Origin of the sequence: Puia dinghuensis (assembly GCF_014642875.1) — a bacterium.
Taxonomy (GTDB): domain Bacteria; phylum Bacteroidota; class Bacteroidia; order Chitinophagales; family Chitinophagaceae; genus Puia; species Puia dinghuensis.
This window is the reverse complement of record NZ_BMJC01000003.1, coordinates 789,304-805,141: the sequence shown is the minus strand read 5'-3', so window position 1 is coordinate 805,141 and position 15,838 is coordinate 789,304. Positions and strand designations below refer to the sequence as shown.

At 51.8% G+C, this 15,838-nt stretch carries 14 protein-coding genes; 5 read left to right on the top strand and 9 right to left on the bottom strand.

The window, feature by feature from the left end; translation table 11 throughout:
* Positions 1-24 precede the first annotated feature (24 nt).
* The 5 genes from gatA to IEY39_RS16560 all read right to left on the bottom strand — a co-directional run bounded on the left by gatA (position 25) and on the right by IEY39_RS16560 (position 4,235).
* The gene (gene gatA / locus IEY39_RS16580; protein ID WP_262892862.1) at positions 25-1,428 is read right to left on the bottom strand and encodes an Asp-tRNA(Asn)/Glu-tRNA(Gln) amidotransferase subunit GatA; all 1,404 of its coding nucleotides are present in this window, start codon (positions 1,426-1,428) and stop codon (positions 25-27) included.
* Positions 1,429-1,461: 33 nt separating this feature from the next.
* Positions 1,462-1,728, bottom strand: coding sequence for a Sec-independent protein translocase subunit TatA/TatB (locus IEY39_RS16575; protein ID WP_229688943.1), 267 nt, complete (start codon positions 1,726-1,728; stop codon positions 1,462-1,464).
* A gap of 97 nt (positions 1,729-1,825) precedes the next feature.
* Positions 1,826-2,185 (bottom strand): 50S ribosomal protein L19, encoded by a 360-nt coding sequence (gene rplS / locus IEY39_RS16570; protein ID WP_188933510.1) that lies wholly within the window; start codon positions 2,183-2,185, stop codon positions 1,826-1,828.
* Positions 2,186-2,240: 55 nt separating this feature from the next.
* Complete coding sequence (gene rny / locus IEY39_RS16565) at positions 2,241-3,806, bottom strand: ribonuclease Y (protein ID WP_188933508.1); 1,566 nt, start codon at positions 3,804-3,806, stop codon at positions 2,241-2,243.
* Between the two features lie 147 nt (positions 3,807-3,953).
* On the bottom strand, positions 3,954-4,235 hold the full coding sequence (locus tag IEY39_RS16560; RefSeq protein ID WP_188933506.1) for a cell division protein ZapA: 282 nt from the start codon (positions 4,233-4,235) through the stop codon (positions 3,954-3,956).
* A gap of 153 nt (positions 4,236-4,388) precedes the next feature.
* On the opposite strand from IEY39_RS16560, the gene IEY39_RS16555 reads away from it, so the two are divergent.
* The gene (locus tag IEY39_RS16555; RefSeq protein WP_188933504.1) at positions 4,389-4,643 is read left to right on the top strand and encodes a hypothetical protein; all 255 of its coding nucleotides are present in this window, start codon (positions 4,389-4,391) and stop codon (positions 4,641-4,643) included.
* Positions 4,644-4,650: 7 nt separating this feature from the next.
* Here the strand turns inward: IEY39_RS16555 and IEY39_RS16550 are convergent, their stop codons facing one another.
* Together IEY39_RS16550 and pheT are read right to left on the bottom strand one after the other, a co-directional pair.
* Positions 4,651-4,980 carry a hypothetical protein gene (locus IEY39_RS16550; RefSeq protein ID WP_188933502.1) on the bottom strand — a complete coding sequence of 110 codons (330 nt, stop codon included), beginning with the start codon at positions 4,978-4,980 and terminating at the stop codon, positions 4,651-4,653.
* 2 nt (positions 4,981-4,982) lie between these two features.
* A complete protein-coding gene (gene pheT / locus IEY39_RS16545) occupies positions 4,983-7,409 on the bottom strand; it encodes a phenylalanine--tRNA ligase subunit beta (RefSeq protein ID WP_188933500.1) in 2,427 nt (808 codons plus the stop codon).
* Positions 7,410-7,612: 203 nt separating this feature from the next.
* Here pheT and IEY39_RS16540 point away from each other — a divergent pair, with 203 nt between their 5' ends.
* From IEY39_RS16540 to IEY39_RS16530, 3 genes are all read left to right on the top strand, one after another.
* Positions 7,613-9,262, top strand: a complete 1,650-nt coding sequence (locus IEY39_RS16540) for a DUF6600 domain-containing protein (protein ID WP_188933498.1) — start codon at positions 7,613-7,615, stop codon at positions 9,260-9,262.
* Positions 9,263-9,716: 454 nt separating this feature from the next.
* A complete protein-coding gene (dnaB, locus tag IEY39_RS16535) occupies positions 9,717-11,288 on the top strand; it encodes a replicative DNA helicase (RefSeq protein WP_188933496.1) in 1,572 nt (523 codons plus the stop codon).
* A gap of 1 nt (position 11,289) precedes the next feature.
* Entirely contained in the window at positions 11,290-12,015 is a 726-nt protein-coding gene (locus tag IEY39_RS16530) for an RsmE family RNA methyltransferase (RefSeq protein ID WP_188933494.1), read from the top strand.
* Positions 12,016-12,049: 34 nt separating this feature from the next.
* Here the strand turns inward: IEY39_RS16530 and IEY39_RS16525 are convergent, their stop codons facing one another.
* A complete protein-coding gene (locus IEY39_RS16525) occupies positions 12,050-12,661 on the bottom strand; it encodes a YdeI/OmpD-associated family protein (RefSeq protein WP_188933492.1) in 612 nt (203 codons plus the stop codon).
* Positions 12,662-12,695: 34 nt separating this feature from the next.
* Positions 12,696-13,427: a TerC family protein gene (locus tag IEY39_RS16520; RefSeq protein WP_188933490.1), complete on the bottom strand. Its 732-nt coding sequence runs from the start codon at positions 13,425-13,427 to the stop codon at positions 12,696-12,698.
* A 353-nt stretch (positions 13,428-13,780) separates the two neighbouring features.
* On the opposite strand from IEY39_RS16520, the gene IEY39_RS16515 reads away from it, so the two are divergent.
* Complete coding sequence (locus tag IEY39_RS16515; protein ID WP_188933488.1) at positions 13,781-15,577, top strand: autotransporter outer membrane beta-barrel domain-containing protein; 1,797 nt, start codon at positions 13,781-13,783, stop codon at positions 15,575-15,577.
* Positions 15,578-15,838: the final 261 nt, after the last annotated feature.

Here is a 15,838-nt window from a genome sequence, read left to right as displayed (position 1 = left end):
ATAGAGTAGGATTTTCGTAGGACTTTATTGTTGCATCATCTGATGCGAGAATTGAAGCAAAGATACCTCATTGAAATGACTTGTCATAGCCTGCACTCCAAAAGGCATGCCATTTGTATGGCCGAATAGTGGTATGGAAATCCCGGGAATTCCGGTGAGATTTGCGTAAACTGTATAGATATCAGCGAGATACATGGCTATCGGGTCATCCATCTTCTCGCCGATGCGCCAGGCCGTAGTGGGGGCTGTAGGAAGGATGATAATATCGAAATTCTTGAAGATCAGATTGGTACGTTCTACCAATAACTGTCTCACCTGTTGCGCCTTTGTAAAATAGGCGTCATAATATCCTGCGCTCAAAACGAAGGTTCCCAATAAGATACGCCGTTTCACTTCCCGCCCGAAGCCCTCGCTCCGGGTGCGCTTATAAAACTCTGTTAATTCCAGGTCTTTGTCTTTTGTCCGGTAGCCGTAGCGGACGCCATCAAACCGGGCAAGATTGGAAGAGGCTTCCGCGGTGGTGAGGACATAATAGGCGGGAACAATGTAGCCTAGTAGTTCAAAATCAATGGCTTCTATTGTATGACCAGCCTGCCGCCATTGTTCTGTCCGTGTGAGTATCGCCTCCCTGATCTCGGGGTCCAGGCCCGGGTGATCGAGCGCTTCTTTGAAATAAGCAATGCGGTATTTCTGATCGGGGGCTTCTTTCCAGACCGGCGCCTTCTCTTTTTTCACCGTACTGTCAAATTCATCCACCCCTGCAATAACTTCCAGGAGCAGGGCGACATCGCCTATGGTATGGGCGAAAATGCCTATCTGGTCGAAGGAAGAGGCATAGGCTATAAGCCCATAACGGGAAACCCGCCCATAGGTGGGCTTTAAACCCAGGATTCCACAGAAATCTGCCGGCTGGCGAACCGAGCCTCCCGTATCACTCCCAAGGCTGACCATACAAAGCCCTGCCTGGACAGCCACGGCGCTGCCGCCGGAAGAACCTCCCGGCACCCGGCTGTTACAACGGGCATTGAGCACCTTCCCGTAGGCGGAGTTCTCATTGCTCGACCCCATGGCGAACTCGTCGCAGTTGAGATGGCCGATGAGGATCGCTTCTTCCGCTAACATTTTGTCTACCGCCGTGGCATTGTAGATGGAGACATAATCCTGCAGGATATGTGAGGCGGCCGTGAGGGGGTGGTCTTTATAGGCTATGACGTCTTTCAACCCGATGACGACACCATGCAGCTTTCCCATGGGCTTGCCTTCCTTTCGCTGTTGATCCAGTAGCCGGGCTTTTGCAAGCGCTTCCTTGCTGTACACGCGGATGTAGGCGTTCAGCGGCTGCTGTTGCTCTATGGCCATTAAATAATGAAGGACTGCTTCTTCGCAGGAAGCAGTCCCATCCCTTAAGGCTTTATGATAGTCTTGTATGGAGTGAAAAGTAAACAGCCGGCGTCAGAGGATTTATTGCTGGGGAGGCGTGTTGCTGCTGACAGTGGTTGTTGTTGTGCTGCTGGTAGGCCTGGTATCTTTTTCTTGCATACCTTTCTCCAGTTCGTCCTTCACATTATTTTTGGCATCATTGAATTCCCGGATGCCTTTTCCGAGTCCACGCATGAATTCGGGGATCTTGCGTCCGCCAAACAATACAAGAACGGCCAGGATGATCAATACCCACTCACTGCCACCGGGCATCGAGATGAGGTAGATGCCATTCATAAATGTTGTCATAATCAAAGTCTTTAAGATTGAACTGCGAAGTTAGCATATTCCAATAGAAAAGGACCGTGATTCACGGTCCTTTTTGTTAATATCCTGTTGTAGCCTCTTATTCTGTTGCCATTCTCTTTTCCTTGATACGAGCGCTCTTACCGCTCCGGCTGCGCTGGAAGTACAGCTTTGCCCGGCGGACGCGGCCCACTTTGTTCAGTTCGACCGACTCGATATTAGGGGAAAACAGGGGGAAAGTTCTTTCTACACCTACACCGTCGGAGATCTTACGGACGGTAAAAGTGGCTGTGTGGCCTGTACCCTGACGCTTGATCACGTCACCTTTGAAACTCTGGATACGCTCCTTGTTTCCTTCGATGATCTTATAGTTGACGGTAATATTATCACCGGCTTTAAACTTCGGAAACTCTCTTTTTCCCGTCAGTTGGTCGTGTACAAAAGCTACAGCAGCGTTCATAACATTCTTTTTTAAGGATGGCAAAGGTATGTTTTATTCGGTAATACACCAAATATTATCTGGCTACGTTTACAGCCCGTTTTTCCCTGATCACCGTTACCTTGATCTGGCCGGGATAGGTCATTTCGGTCTGTATCTTCTGGGCGATCTCAAAGCTCAGCTTATCGCTATCCACATCCGTCACCTTATCGGCTTCCACGATGACCCGGAGCTCCCGCCCCGCCTGGATGGCGTAGGCTTTTTCGACCCCGGGATAACCAAGGGCGAGGTTTTCAAGGTCTTTTATACGCTGGAGGTATTGCTGCATGATCTCCCGCCGGGCACCGGGGCGGGCGCCGCTGATGGCGTCACAGGCCTGGATAATGGGAGCAATGACATATTGCATTTCCACCTCATCATGGTGAGCGCCGATCGCATTGACAACGGCCGGATTTTCACCGTATTTCTCCGCCAGCTTCATCCCCAGCAGGGCATGGCTTAATTCTGTTTCCTCGTCCGGAACCTTGCCGATATCGTGCAACAATCCCGCCCGCTTTGCCAATTTGGGGTTCATCCCGAGTTCGGCGGCCATAATACCACAGAGGTTGGCCACTTCCCGGCTATGCATCAGCAGGTTCTGGCCATAAGACGAACGGAAGCGCATCTTACCTACAATGCGCACCAGCTCCTTATGCAGTCCGTGTATGCCTAATTCGATGACGGTGCGTTCGCCGATTTCCATCACCTGCTCTTCGATCTGTTTCCGTGTCTTATCCACTATCTCTTCGATGCGGGCGGGGTGGATCCGGCCGTCCGACACCAGTCGTTGCAACGAAAGCCGGGCGATTTCCCTTCGCAGCGGGTCGAAGGAAGACAGTACGATGGCTTCCGGAGTATCGTCCACGATGAGGTCTACCCCTGTGGCGGCTTCGATAGCCCGGATATTACGACCCTCACGGCCGATGATCTGGCCCTTGATCTCATCACTTTCCAGGTTGAAGACGGTGATGGAGTTTTCGATAGCCTGTTCGGCAGCCGTCCGTTGTATACTCTGAATGATGATCTTGCGGGCTTCTTTATTTGCTTTCTGCTTGGCGTCGTCGATGATCTCCTGCTGCAGCGCCAGCGCCCTGCTCTGAGCCTCCTGGCGCAGGCTTTCCACCAATTGCGCCTTGGCTTCTTCGGCCGTCAGGCCGGCTATCTTTTCCAGGCGGCGGATATGCTCTTCCTGGTGCTTTTCCAGTTCGGTACGCTTCAGGTTGACGACTTCTATCTGGCGGTTGAGGTTCTCTTTGATGGCTTCGTTGTCCTTTGCCTGCTTGTCGAGGTTCTCTATTTTCTGATTGATACTCTGCTCTTTCTGTTTGATCCGGGACTCTGTGTCATTCACCCGCTTGTTCTTTTCCAGCACCTCTTTGTCGTGTTCGGCCTTCAGCTGTACAAATTTTTCCTTTGCTTCCAGCAATTTCTCCTTCTTCAGGTTCTCGGCGGCCGTCTGAGCATCAGCTACGACCTTTTTTGCCTGTCGCTCAGCTTCTTCTACCTTTCCCTGGACGTTCTTAGCAAAAAGGAATTTACCGGCGATGATCCCCACCACTAAAGCGGCGACCCCTACTATAACTACAATAACTGTTTCTGTCATTGAATAATGAGTTTAAAACGTTCACAATCACATAATTCATATTGATTTTCATGATTGTATAAAAAATGGAAATTCAACGAACCATCGGTTCGTTTTTGTGTTAGTTGGCGAAGATAGTAAAACAACGCCATAATGGGATGTTCCACACTATAAAACCTTATCCAACTGCTGTTCCATGCGGACAAGCGCATCCATCACCGTGTGATTAAGACCATGTACCCCTCCTTCTACCGGCTGGGTGGCATACCAAAGGACGACCATGGCGATATAGTCCTGCATATCCCGGCCTGCGAACTGGGTTTTGTACTCGATTATCTTGTCATTGATAAGCTTCAGGGTCTTTCTTACGACCTCCTCGTCCCGGGGTTCGATCTTGATCCGGTAGGTCCGGTCGCCAATGACAACATTTATTGGTATTAGCTCTTGCATAGTTGAAATACTTGTTTTATATTTATCCACACCTTGTACACAAGAAATTTTGACGGGAAGGAAAGGTTAACTGGTTTTTCTGACTTTTACGCAAACCATTCCTTATAAAAAAAGAACTTTTCACCAATACCCTATGTAAAAAATACAAAAGCCATGTTCTTAAAAGTCAAGTCCCCCGTATTTATCGACCACCTTACCATTCAGGTCGATCGTCCACAAAAATGTCTATTGAAGGCCGTCTTGAAAGATGATGCTGGCCTGGTCTGCAGCGCTCTGGAAACAGAGGTGGAGAACGACCAGCAGGAATTGGACTGGAATGGCCTCAACGACCTGCCGTATGGCGTCTACACCCTTGAAGTATCGCGTGGTGCGGATGAGATGAAAATGCGATTAGTAAAAAGGGTCTGACCGGTAATCATTCACCCAGCATTGCAATACACCGGTCGATTTCCCGGATGTACTGGCCGAGACGTTTCTCTAATGCCCTTTTTTCCCCCTCACTCATAGCCGCTTTTGTCGCCCTTAGTATCTCTACCTGCTGTTGTAATTGTTCCAATCTGGCCCCTTGATCAGTATGGTCCTGCTGTAGCTGTTTTAACTCCTCCCTAAGCCGCCCATTCTCCTTCAGCAGGAGATCGCGCTGTCGCAACAATTGTTGCAACTTCTCCTGGATCCGCCTGACCCGAAGTTCTGCATCCCCCGCAGGTGCTCCCTGCTTGCCCGCACTATTGGTATCTTCGCTCATACTCATTTCCTTATCTCGGCCTGGACCTCTTTTTCCAGGACACCCATGATACGACCCACCATCCCGTCGATCTCTTTATCCGTCAAGGTCTTTTCTTCATCAAGGAAAGTAAAGCTGACGGCCAGCGACTTTTTCCCCTTGCCCAACTTCTCACTTTCAAATATATCGAAAAGCTTTACTTCCTGCAATTTATCCAGCTTCACCCCCCGGATGGCCTTTTCCACCTGCTCGAAGGGCAGTCCCTGGTCCACTATCATCGCCAGATCGCGATAAACCGGCAACTGCCGCGGCAACTCCTTAAATTCTATTTTCTTCGCCAGCGCCAGCTCCAGGAGGGTATCCCAACGGAAGTCGGCAAAATAGACGTCCTGCCGGCAATCAAACTTTTTCAGCAGTTCAGGCTTCACCGACCCTGCTTCCAGCAGCGTCCGGCCATCCTGCAAGATCGTCAGCGCCGTCTGCAGCTTTGGATGTTGGAAGGCTAACCAGTCAGGCTTGTTAAGGCCCAGCAGGGGGAAGATCTTTTCACAAAGCCCTTTCACATAATAAAAGTCAACCTCCTTTCCTTTCCCTCTCCACGAATCTTCCAGTACCGGCCCGGTGAGGTAGAGGCAGAGATGATTGGTTTCCTGGTAATCGCCCACACCCGCGGTACGGTAAGTCTTGCCAAACTCGAAGAAGCGCACCTGGCCATTCTTCCGGTTGAGGTTATAGCCCACAGACTCGAGCCCGGTCTCCAGCAGCGAAGGACGCAGGATATCGAGTTCTGCGCTGAGGTTATTGATCATTTTTACGGCCGTCTCCAGTTCCTGTTCGCTGAAATATGCGCTGTTGGTGATCGAATTCGTCAGGATCTCGTTGAATCCCTGTCCCACCAGGTAGTGCGCTACCGCTGATTTCCAGGATGCCTGGGAACTGTCGTTCTCAACAGAGGGCGAGATGGTGATCGCGGCCGGGATAACAATATTGTCCAGGCCATCGATGCGCATGATCTCCTCCACCAGGTCGGCGGGCAGGCTGATATCCGGCTTATGCCAGGGCACGGCTACATGAATGACGTCGATGCCTTCCTTTATGATTTCAAATCCGAGAGCGGATAGGATATTCTTTACGGCGTCGGGATGATAGTTCTTGCCGCTCAGTTTCTTAAGGTAATGGTATTTCAGCGATACTTCCACCTTATTTGCCGGGTCCGGATACACATCTACAATGTCGGAAGCGATCTCGCCACCTGCGAGTTCTTTGACCAGCAGGGCTGCCCTTTTTAGCGCATTTACCGTGCCGGAAATATCCATCCCCTTTTCAAAATGCGTGGCGGCGTCGGTACGGAGGCCATGGCGGAAGGAGGTCTTGCGGATATCCGTAGGGTTGAACCAGGCGCTTTCCAGGAAGATGTCGCGGGTGGTGTCGGTGATGCCGCTATGCAGCCCGCCAAAGACGCCCGCAATAGCCATTCCCTCTTCCGCATTGCAGATGACAAGGTCTTCCGCCGACAATTTCCTTTCTTTCTCATCCAGGGTCACAAAGGGTGTGCCTTCCGGCATGTTTTTGACGATGATCTTCCTCCCTTTGATAGCCTCCAGGTCAAAAGCATGAAGGGGCTGTCCCAGTTCATGCAGCACAAAGTTGGTAATGTCGACGATATTGTTGATGCTGCGGACGCCGATGGCCTTTAGCTTGTCCTTCATCCACTGGGGTGATTCCCGGATAGTGATGCCCTTCATCGTCACGCCGGAATAGCGGCCGCAACTCCGGGTATTCAGAATGCTGACGGCCACCGGCAGGCTGTTGTTGTCCGGTTTAAAAGTATTTACCGAAGGCAGTTTTGGCCGGTATTCCTTATTCTCGTGATGCGAAAGCCAGGCGCAAACGTCCCGCGCAACACCCCAATGGCTCATGGCATCCATGTGATTGGGCGTAAGCCCGATCTCTATCACATGATCGGAATAGGGCTTAAACCAGGCCGCCGCGGGCGTCCCGACCTTTGCCTCGGCGGGGAGGACAATGATCCCTTCGTGACTTTCTCCCAACCCTATTTCATCTTCGGCACAGATCATTCCGTGGCTTTCCACACCCCTGATCCTGGCAACTTTCAGTGTGATGGGCTCTCCTTTTATAGGATGGATGGTCGTGCCCGGCAGGGCCACGATCACCTTCTGGCCCGCAGCCACGTTGGAAGCCCCGCAGACGATAGATAATGGCTCCGGACCGCCGGTATTTATCCGGGTTACCCTTAGTTTATCCGCATTGGGGTGGGGGGCGCATTCCAGTACTTCCCCGATGACGAGTCCCTTTAAGCCACCTTTCACCGATTCATATTCTTCGAGGTGCTCTACTTCCAGTCCTATGGAGGTCAATATTTTCGAAAGCCGTTCGGGTTCTATCTGTACGGGCAGGTAATCACAAAGCCAATTATAACTGATGGTCATGACAACAAATCCTTTTTAAAATATGTACGTCTAATTTAATAATTGGCCAAAGGTAAATATTTAGCGGAAAAATACGTTAGCATGAAGGGTTGGTGCAGTCCTGGACCGATTGACTTTGTCATGATAATCAAATGTTAATACTTTTGCATAAGTTTTACTTTCCAGGGATGGCTAAGTCCAAGTAATAACTTAAATGTCAATGTATGAAAAAACGCCTGCTCATCTTAAGCGTCTTCGCCTTCTGCCTTGGTGCCTGTGGCCCTACTTATGTAGTCCAGGACCCCAATCCGGCCCCGGCCCCCGCGCCGCCTCCTGTGCCTCCGCCGCCGGCTGAACCGGGACCTGAACCGGAAGCGTCCTATCAGACTTTTTACGATCAATTGGCTCCCTACGGTCAATGGATCGACGACCCGCATTACGGCTATGTCTGGTTGCCTAACGTCGGCCCCGAATTCAAGCCCTACGCCACCAACGGCCACTGGGTCTACACCGATCAGGGATGGACCTGGGCATCCGGCTATCCCTGGGGATGGGCCTGCTTCCATTATGGCCGCTGGTTCTTCGAGGATGGCTATGGCTGGATGTGGATACCCGGCAACGAATGGGCTCCCGCCTGGGTAAGCTGGCGCAACAGTGACGAATACTATGGCTGGGCGCCCCTTGGTCCCAATATTTCCATCAATATTGCCATCGGTGGCGGTTATACCCCACCGCCACACTACTGGTGCTTTGTTCCCCATCAATATGTTGCCAGCCCGCAGGTGAACAACTATTATGTTCATGAATCCAATAACGTGACGATTATTAATAAGACGACTGTTATTAATAACTATAATATCAATAACACGACGATCAATAACAACAATACGACCATTAATAACAACGTCACCAACAACAATATCACCAATAACAATATCACCAACAATAATATCACCAACAACATCACCAACAACAATATTCATAACAACATCCATAACAATATCCACTATGGCGGCGGGCCCGATCCCAACGAGGTGAGCCGGTACAGCGGTACGGCCATCCACCCTGTAGCTATCCGGAATACCAATGCGCCCGGTGAACAGGCTTCAGGCGCAAGTTTCGCCATCTACCGTCCGCATGTAAATGCAGCTCCGGCGGCTAGTTCCAGTGTCGGCAACAATCCCCGTCCGATGCCGCCTCATGTCCAGAGCCTGCAAAATGCCCAGCCGGTGAACAGAGCCAGCTATGGATATGGGAATAATCCCGCTACCTGGGCACGTCCCGGTTCGCCTGCGAACAACCAACCGGCGAATAACCCGACCGTTAATAGCCAACCGGCGAACAACCCGCCGGCCAACAATCCGCCCGCTTTCAGCCGGCCTGTAAACAATCCGCCGATGAATAATCAGCCGGCGAACAATCCGCCCGCTTTTAACCGGCCTGGAAATCCCGGTTTCACGCGGCCTGTCGCTCCTGCGAACAATCAACCAGTGAACAATCAACCGGCGAACAACCCGCCGGCCAACAATCCGCCCGCTTTCAGCCGGCCTGTAAACAATCCGCCGGTGAATAATCAGCCGGCGAATAACCCGCCAGCGTTCAACCGACCCGGAACTAATCCTGCGTTTGTACGTCCTGGCGCCCCTGCAAACAATCAACCGGTCTATAACCCACCGGCAAACAATCACCCTGCCGGTCAACCCCAGCAACCCCAGCAATTCCAGCGGCCAGCGCCTGCGTTTAACCGTCAATTCACGCCGCAGAATAATAACAACCAGGCCAAACCGGTGACCAATTCGCCCAAACCCGCGGCCCCACGGCAAGTTGCGCCGCCGCCACCGAAGAGAGATGATCAGAAAAAAGACAACAAATAATAGACGATTTTCCTGCATCCCGCACTGATTGCGGATTTGGCCGGCAGACTCAACGTCTGCCGGCCTTTTAAATTGTCTCAAACCGCATTCTGTGGTTTCGCCCTCCTGGCAAAATATTTATCGGTAAATCTTTGTGCACAGTTAGTGTGCATTTTAATCTCAAAAGGACTGAAAACTTTTTTAAATTGTGGAAAGACTGGGGGCAACTGTGTGTAAACTGGGGAAATCGGTGGATAACGAGGTGGATTTCTAAAGGATAAAGAAAGGAAAAGAAAAAATGCCTCCAAGGAGATTTCGAGTTCTATATTCGCCCTCCTGACTCAGTGGGTAACATTCCGTTCATCTTGTCGTAACAATTCCTTAATGAGCGAAGCGCGATGAACACCCCTGACAAGAGAAGGGCAACGACAGCTGGACATTCTATTTTTTAATATATTATTCTGGACGGTTCTGTATGGATCTCACTAACCTTAATCTCAATAAGGACCGCAACAAGATGAGGCGCAAGCCTCCTGTGGACCTTAGCACCATGGTATATGGTAAGATTCCTCCTCAGGCAAAAGAGCTCGAGGAGGCCGTACTTGGCGCTATTATGTTGGAAAAGAGCGCTTTCGATACCGTGGTGGAAATTCTCAAACCGGAATGCTTCTATTTGGAAGGCCATCAGCGCATCTATCGCGCTATGCAGGGCCTGGCTCAGAAAAGCCAGCCGATCGACATCCTCACGGTAGTAGAAGAACTAAAAACGCGTCAGGAGCTGGAAATGGTTGGCGGTCCCTATTATGTGACCAAACTCACTAATGCCGTCGTCTCTTCAGCGAATATCGAGACCCATGCCCGCATCATCCTGCAGAAATTCATCCAGCGTGAATTGATTCGCATCAGCGGCGAGATCATCGGGGACGCCTATGAAGATAGCACCGACGTATTCGACCTGCTGGATGACGCCGAAAGCAAGCTTTTCGAGATCACCAACAATCACCTACGGAAGAATTTTGACAGCATCGACAGCGTCCTGGTCAAAACCATCGCGCGGATAGAAGACCTGCGGCACAAACAGGACGAGATCACCGGGGTGCCCAGCGGATTCCCATCCCTGGACAAGATTACCTACGGCTGGCAGAATACCGACCTCATCATCCTGGCCGCCCGGCCCGCCGTCGGTAAGACCGCCTTTGCGCTCAACCTGGCCCGGAATGCAGCGCTAAACGCCAGCAAGCCCACTTCCGTGGCCTTCTTCAGCCTTGAAATGTCTTCTGCGCAATTGGTGCAGCGTATCCTTAGCGCCGAGGCGGAGATCTTCATGGAAAAGATCGCCCGGGGCCGGCTGGAAGAGCATGAAATGAAGCAGCTGTACAAGAAGGGGATCGACCGGCTGGCGAAAGCCCCGATCTTTATCGATGACACCCCCGCCCTGAATATCTTCGAGCTTCGCGCCAAATGCCGCCGGCTTAAGAACAAACACAATGTCGGGTTCATCATCATCGACTATCTGCAGCTGATGAGCGGGGCCGGCGATAACAGAAACGGCAACCGCGAACAGGAGATCAGCCAGATCTCCCGGGCGCTCAAAGGATTGGCAAAAGAGCTCCAGGTACCCATCATCGCCCTGTCCCAATTGAGCCGCGCCGTGGAATCCCGGAAAGAAGGGGAAAAGATCCCGCAGCTCAGCGACCTTCGGGAATCCGGCGCCATCGAACAGGACGCAGACATGGTCATGTTCCTCTACCGGCCTGAATACTATGGCATCACCGCCAATGAAATGGGTGAAAGCAATAAGGGCGAGACCCATGTGAAGATCGCCAAGCACCGGAATGGCTCCCTCGATACGGTAAAGCTCCGGGCACTACTTCACATCCAGAAGTTTACCGAATATGGTGAAGATGATTTCGGCGGCATCGGCGTCCCCTCCGGCGGAAGCTGGAAACCTGTCCAGGGTGAAGGCGGCGACGGCGCCAAGCTCTATATCCAGGCCGGCAGCCGGATGAAGGATGTGCCTATGGATGATGACGATACTCCTTTTTAGTATGGCCCTGCCCCTTTTTTACATTTCTTCGTTCGACCCGGCCAACCCGGAGATCATGCTTGACGAAGACAACTCCCGGCACATCATCCAGGTTTTGCGGATGCGTCCGGGGGAAGGCCTCCAGCTCACCGATGGAAGGGGGGCATTGCTCACCGCCGTCATCATCGACGATAATAAGAAGAAATGCCGGGTCAGGGTCGGTACCGTCACGACCCAACCCCCACCGAAAAAGACCGTTGCCGTGGCCATCTCGCCCCTAAAAAATGCTTCCCGGTTCGAGTGGTTCCTGGAAAAGGCGACCGAGATCGGCGTCACCACTATCATTCCCCTGCTATCCGAGCGCACCGAACGCCAGCATAACAAGCCCGAACGCTGGCAGAACATCCTCGTCAGCGCTATGTTGCAATCCCAGCAGACCTGGCTACCCGAACTTTCGGCGCCGACGCCTTTTTCTCAGCTGCTCCACACGGCAAAGGCAGACGACCGGCTCATTGCTCATTGCCTGGAGGCGCCGCGGCCCACAGCCAGCCTTGCCGCCCTCATCCATAAACGACATTCCCGGTCGAGCCTCATCCTCATCGGACCGGAAGGAGATTTTTCCCAAATGGAAGTGGAATCGGCGCTGGCGGAAGGATTCATACCCGTCACCCTGGGCGCTGCCAGGCTCCGCACGGAGACCGCGGGTATAGTAGCCGCCACCCTGCTTTGCATCGATGATCAGCTCTAGTGCCAGGCGGCAACAGACTGCATGACCCAGCCGGCTACTTCTCATACTTCCACATCCTCGATTTGCCTTCTGTGAGCCATTCCACGGTAGTGGCTAAGCGCTTATCCCGGGTGGCATCCGTTTTTGCTTCGGTTATCCATTCGATATATTCCCGGCGGTGGGAAGGGGAGAAGGCTTCGAAGGTTGCCTGCGCTTTCTTGTTCTTCTTGAGGGCGGCCGTTAACTCCGGCGGCACCGGCAGCTCGGGTTTGGGAGCTTTTTTGGCGGCAGGCTTTTTCACTCCCTTTTCGATGAGGGTGACGGCTTCTTTGATGTAGGCCAGCATCATCTTGTCGGAAGGCAGGTCTTTTACGGAGGTGATGCGATCGAAGTTGCCCATAGCGCCTCTTTCCTTTACCTGTAATTTGCTGTTAGCATCCTTCATCTGGGAAGCATTCCAGAACCCGAAGGAGCAATGTTGTTTGAATGCGGCCATATTGCATAGGGGACTCCCATTGTATTCGAAGAAAGGCATGCTCCATTTCACCGTCTCGGTTACTTCCGGGCAGGCCTTATGCACCAATTGGCGCAGGTGGGCCAGGATGGGTTGAGCGAAGCCGGCTGACTTCGCGATATAGGCGTCGATGCGGGCGTCGGTGGAAGGCATGGGGAAAGATATTGATCTCCCTAATATATGAAAATTAATGCTTCTTTTTCCGGGCGCGGGTATTCAGCAATTCCACCCCAAAGGCAAAGACCATCGAGAAATAGATATACCCTTTGTCGATGTGGGAGTGGTGGATGGGCTCCAACCCTTCGAAAAGGAGGCTAAACCCGACCATCAGCAGGAAGGAAAGCGCCAGTATCTTCACCGTTGGCCGCCGGTTGATAAAATTGGCGATGCCCTGCGAAAAAAAGAACATGATGATCATCGCCAGGATCACCGCCGTGATCATGACGGTCACCTGCTGTGCCAGGCCCACCGCCGTAATGATACTGTCAAAGGAAAAGACGGTATCCACCAGGACTAATTGGGTGACGATGGCCAGGAAACTCTGACCGGACCGTTCGCTGACGCCGGCTTCTCCTTCGCCGCCCCCTTCCAGTTTCTCATGTATCTCCTGAACGGTCTTAAACAGCAGGAAAAGGCCCCCGGCCATCATGATGAGGTGACGGGTGCTGAACCCATATCCGGCGATGGAGAATAATACCTTATTGCCATGGGTCACCAGCCAGCCCAGACCCATCAGGAGTCCGCTGCGGATGAGTATCCCGGCGATCATCCAGACCCGGCGGGCATTGAGTTGCTGCGGCGCCGGCAGCCGCCCGATGATGAGGGAAACAAAGATGACATTATCGATGCCCAGCACTATTTCCAACAGGCACAGGGTAAAGAGGCTGATCAAAGAATCAAGCGTAAATAATGAATGCATGTACGGCCGGTTAAGTGGGCACAAAAATAGTCGTTTGAGACCGAATTCACATCCTGGAAGCGCTTGCGGAAAACCACAAAAGGGCGAGTAATTTTACTCAATTTTTTTGCGGCCTGGCGACCGCCTGCGGGATTAAACCTGTTGCACGCCTGACCAAAAAATACCCGCCGGTGAGTTCGATGCATGCACTTATGTCAAACCGAATCAGGGAAAGGGCGCGCTTGATATTTCGCTTGTGCTGCGTGAACGATCCGACCTATAGGTTATGTTGAGATAATTACTTTATTTCGGGGCAGCGAATTGATCCTGCCCCGTTATTTATCTACTATTAATCTCTAAACTTTCTTGCTCTTATGAGAAGCACTCCTAACAGGAAAGGGATTCCCTATCCCCTGGCCGCGATGATCCTTTTTTTCTTTTGTTTCGCCAAGCCGGCTATGTCACAATGGTCTAACCCCGACGCCTCGGGTAATATCTGGAATACCAATACAGGAAATGTTGGCATCGGGACGACTAGTCCCACTTTTCCGTTTCATGTGGTTGGATCTGTCAATGATCTCATCGGTATTACAGGCAGTGGGGGAGGCCGGGGAGGGATTTATATACAGAATACCAACTCAGGAGGATTCGCTTCTCTGATCATGGAGAACAACCATGGTTCTTTTGGTTCCTACGGCCAGTTCGTTATTGGCGGCTCGACGAACGGCTACAGCAACAATTTTGGCCTTTCCAACGCTGACAGAGTCATAATATCTGCAGGTGGACCAAACAATTTAGGTCTTAGCATTGGAACGCAAACGGCACAGCCCTTGGTTTTCGGGACGAATAATGCCGAACGCATGCGTATAGACGGGTCGACGGGGAAGGTGGGGATCGGGATGACAACGCCGCAGGCAATGCTTCATGTGAGAAGCACCGGTACTACAGATGGAACTTATTCCTTCTTATTGCAAGGCAGCACTGGCAACAATACATTTATGGTTGGAGATGCGGGCGGGGTTTATGTGGGATCCACTGCTACTCATGGACTTGTCATGATCAACTCTGCCACCGACGCCAGCTTGTCTTTGAACCCCGGCGGAGTGAATGTATCCGCACTTAGCATTTATACTAATGTCAGCCCCAGCGGCAACTATGCAACATTGGGGAATAGTTCAATAGGATTTAATTTCGATACGCGTGGTGGCATACCACCTTTACGCATCATGAACGCCGGCCAGACGCAGGAGTATTTATCCCTCTTTAGCAACGGCAACGTTTGCATCAATACCAATATGACCGACAATGGCAATAAGCTGCAGGTGAACGGCAATCTTTGGACGACGGGTCTCATCCTCCCCACGAGTGCAGGCGCCGGCAAAGTACTGACCTCGGATGCCAATGGCAATGCCACCTGGCAAACGGCATCTGGTTCATCGTCGGGTGGCTGGTCTCTGGCAAGTAATTCGACCGCGACGACGGACAATGTAGGCATCGGCACAACTACTCCGGCTGCCCCTTTGGAGGTGCAGGTCGGGCAGTTGAGTCAGACTGCGGGTCAAACCTATGAAATGGCCCGGATAGACGGGTATACTGCCAATAACAGCCAGATAAGATTCCTGCTCAACAGGTTTGCTGCAGGCACAGGTTGGACCACCGCTTCTACCCGTATTCAGGCATGGACCGATGTCTCTCCACAGGCTTATATTGATTTCAATCCCAATGGCGCAACAGCCGGGATGGCTTTCGGCTCCGGCAGCACAGAACAAATGCGCATCACCCAGCAAGGCAACGTACTAATCGGAAAGACTTCACAAATTAACTCGGGCTACATGCTTGACGTCAATGGCAACGGCCGCTTCAACCAGGTAGTGGTGAATACCAGCGGTGCCGACTTCGTCTTCGATTCCGCCTATCATCTGCCTTCCCTGCCCGAATTGCAGAAATATGTCCAGGCCAATCACCACCTTCCGGACATCGCGCCGGCTGCAGTGATGCAGCAGAAAGGTGTCGACCTGGGCGACAACCAGACACGATTGCTGCAAAAGGTCGAGGAACTGACGCTTTATCTGATCCAACAGGATAAGGAGATAAAGGCATTAAAGGAACGAAATCGAGTCCTGGAAAGCATGGAACAGCGTCTCAGCCGGCTCGAGCAATCGCTTAAGTAATGCGGTGCCAACCGACCGCTTCCGAAGCTTTGGATTCCTGCGGAAAACCACAAAGACCCGAGTATTTTTACTTGATTTATCGCGGTCGTCACACCGACTGTAGTGTAACAACAGTTGCACGCCCTTTCCAAAAAATACACTCCGGAGCGTATCGATTTACACGGTGATGCCAAACTGAAATAAGGAGATGGACTTTGTTTTACCTGGTTTTGATTACCATGATCAAGCCCACCTATAGCTAATTTCAGTGTAATTGGTTTA

Bases quoted from the DNA above. Each gene is read 5' to 3' on its own strand.
- IEY39_RS16575 (WP_229688943.1), bottom strand. From the start codon at position 1,728: ATGACAACATTTATGAATGGCATCTACCTCATCTCGATGCCCGGTGGC.
- rplS (WP_188933510.1), bottom strand. From the start codon at position 2,185: ATGAACGCTGCTGTAGCTTTTGTACACGACCAACTGACGGGAAAAAGA.
- rny (WP_188933508.1), bottom strand. From the start codon at position 3,806: ATGACAGAAACAGTTATTGTAGTTATAGTAGGGGTCGCCGCTTTAGTG.
- IEY39_RS16560 (WP_188933506.1), bottom strand. From the start codon at position 4,235: ATGCAAGAGCTAATACCAATAAATGTTGTCATTGGCGACCGGACCTAC.
- IEY39_RS16555 (WP_188933504.1), top strand. From the start codon at position 4,389: ATGTTCTTAAAAGTCAAGTCCCCCGTATTTATCGACCACCTTACCATT.
- IEY39_RS16550 (WP_188933502.1), bottom strand. From the start codon at position 4,980: ATGAGCGAAGATACCAATAGTGCGGGCAAGCAGGGAGCACCTGCGGGG.
- pheT (WP_188933500.1), bottom strand. From the start codon at position 7,409: ATGACCATCAGTTATAATTGGCTTTGTGATTACCTGCCCGTACAGATA.
- IEY39_RS16540 (WP_188933498.1), top strand. From the start codon at position 7,613: ATGAAAAAACGCCTGCTCATCTTAAGCGTCTTCGCCTTCTGCCTTGGT.
- dnaB (WP_188933496.1), top strand. From the start codon at position 9,717: ATGGATCTCACTAACCTTAATCTCAATAAGGACCGCAACAAGATGAGG.
- IEY39_RS16530 (WP_188933494.1), top strand. From the start codon at position 11,290: ATGGCCCTGCCCCTTTTTTACATTTCTTCGTTCGACCCGGCCAACCCG.
- IEY39_RS16525 (WP_188933492.1), bottom strand. From the start codon at position 12,661: ATGCCTTCCACCGACGCCCGCATCGACGCCTATATCGCGAAGTCAGCC.
- IEY39_RS16520 (WP_188933490.1), bottom strand. From the start codon at position 13,427: ATGCATTCATTATTTACGCTTGATTCTTTGATCAGCCTCTTTACCCTG.
- IEY39_RS16515 (WP_188933488.1), top strand. From the start codon at position 13,781: ATGAGAAGCACTCCTAACAGGAAAGGGATTCCCTATCCCCTGGCCGCG.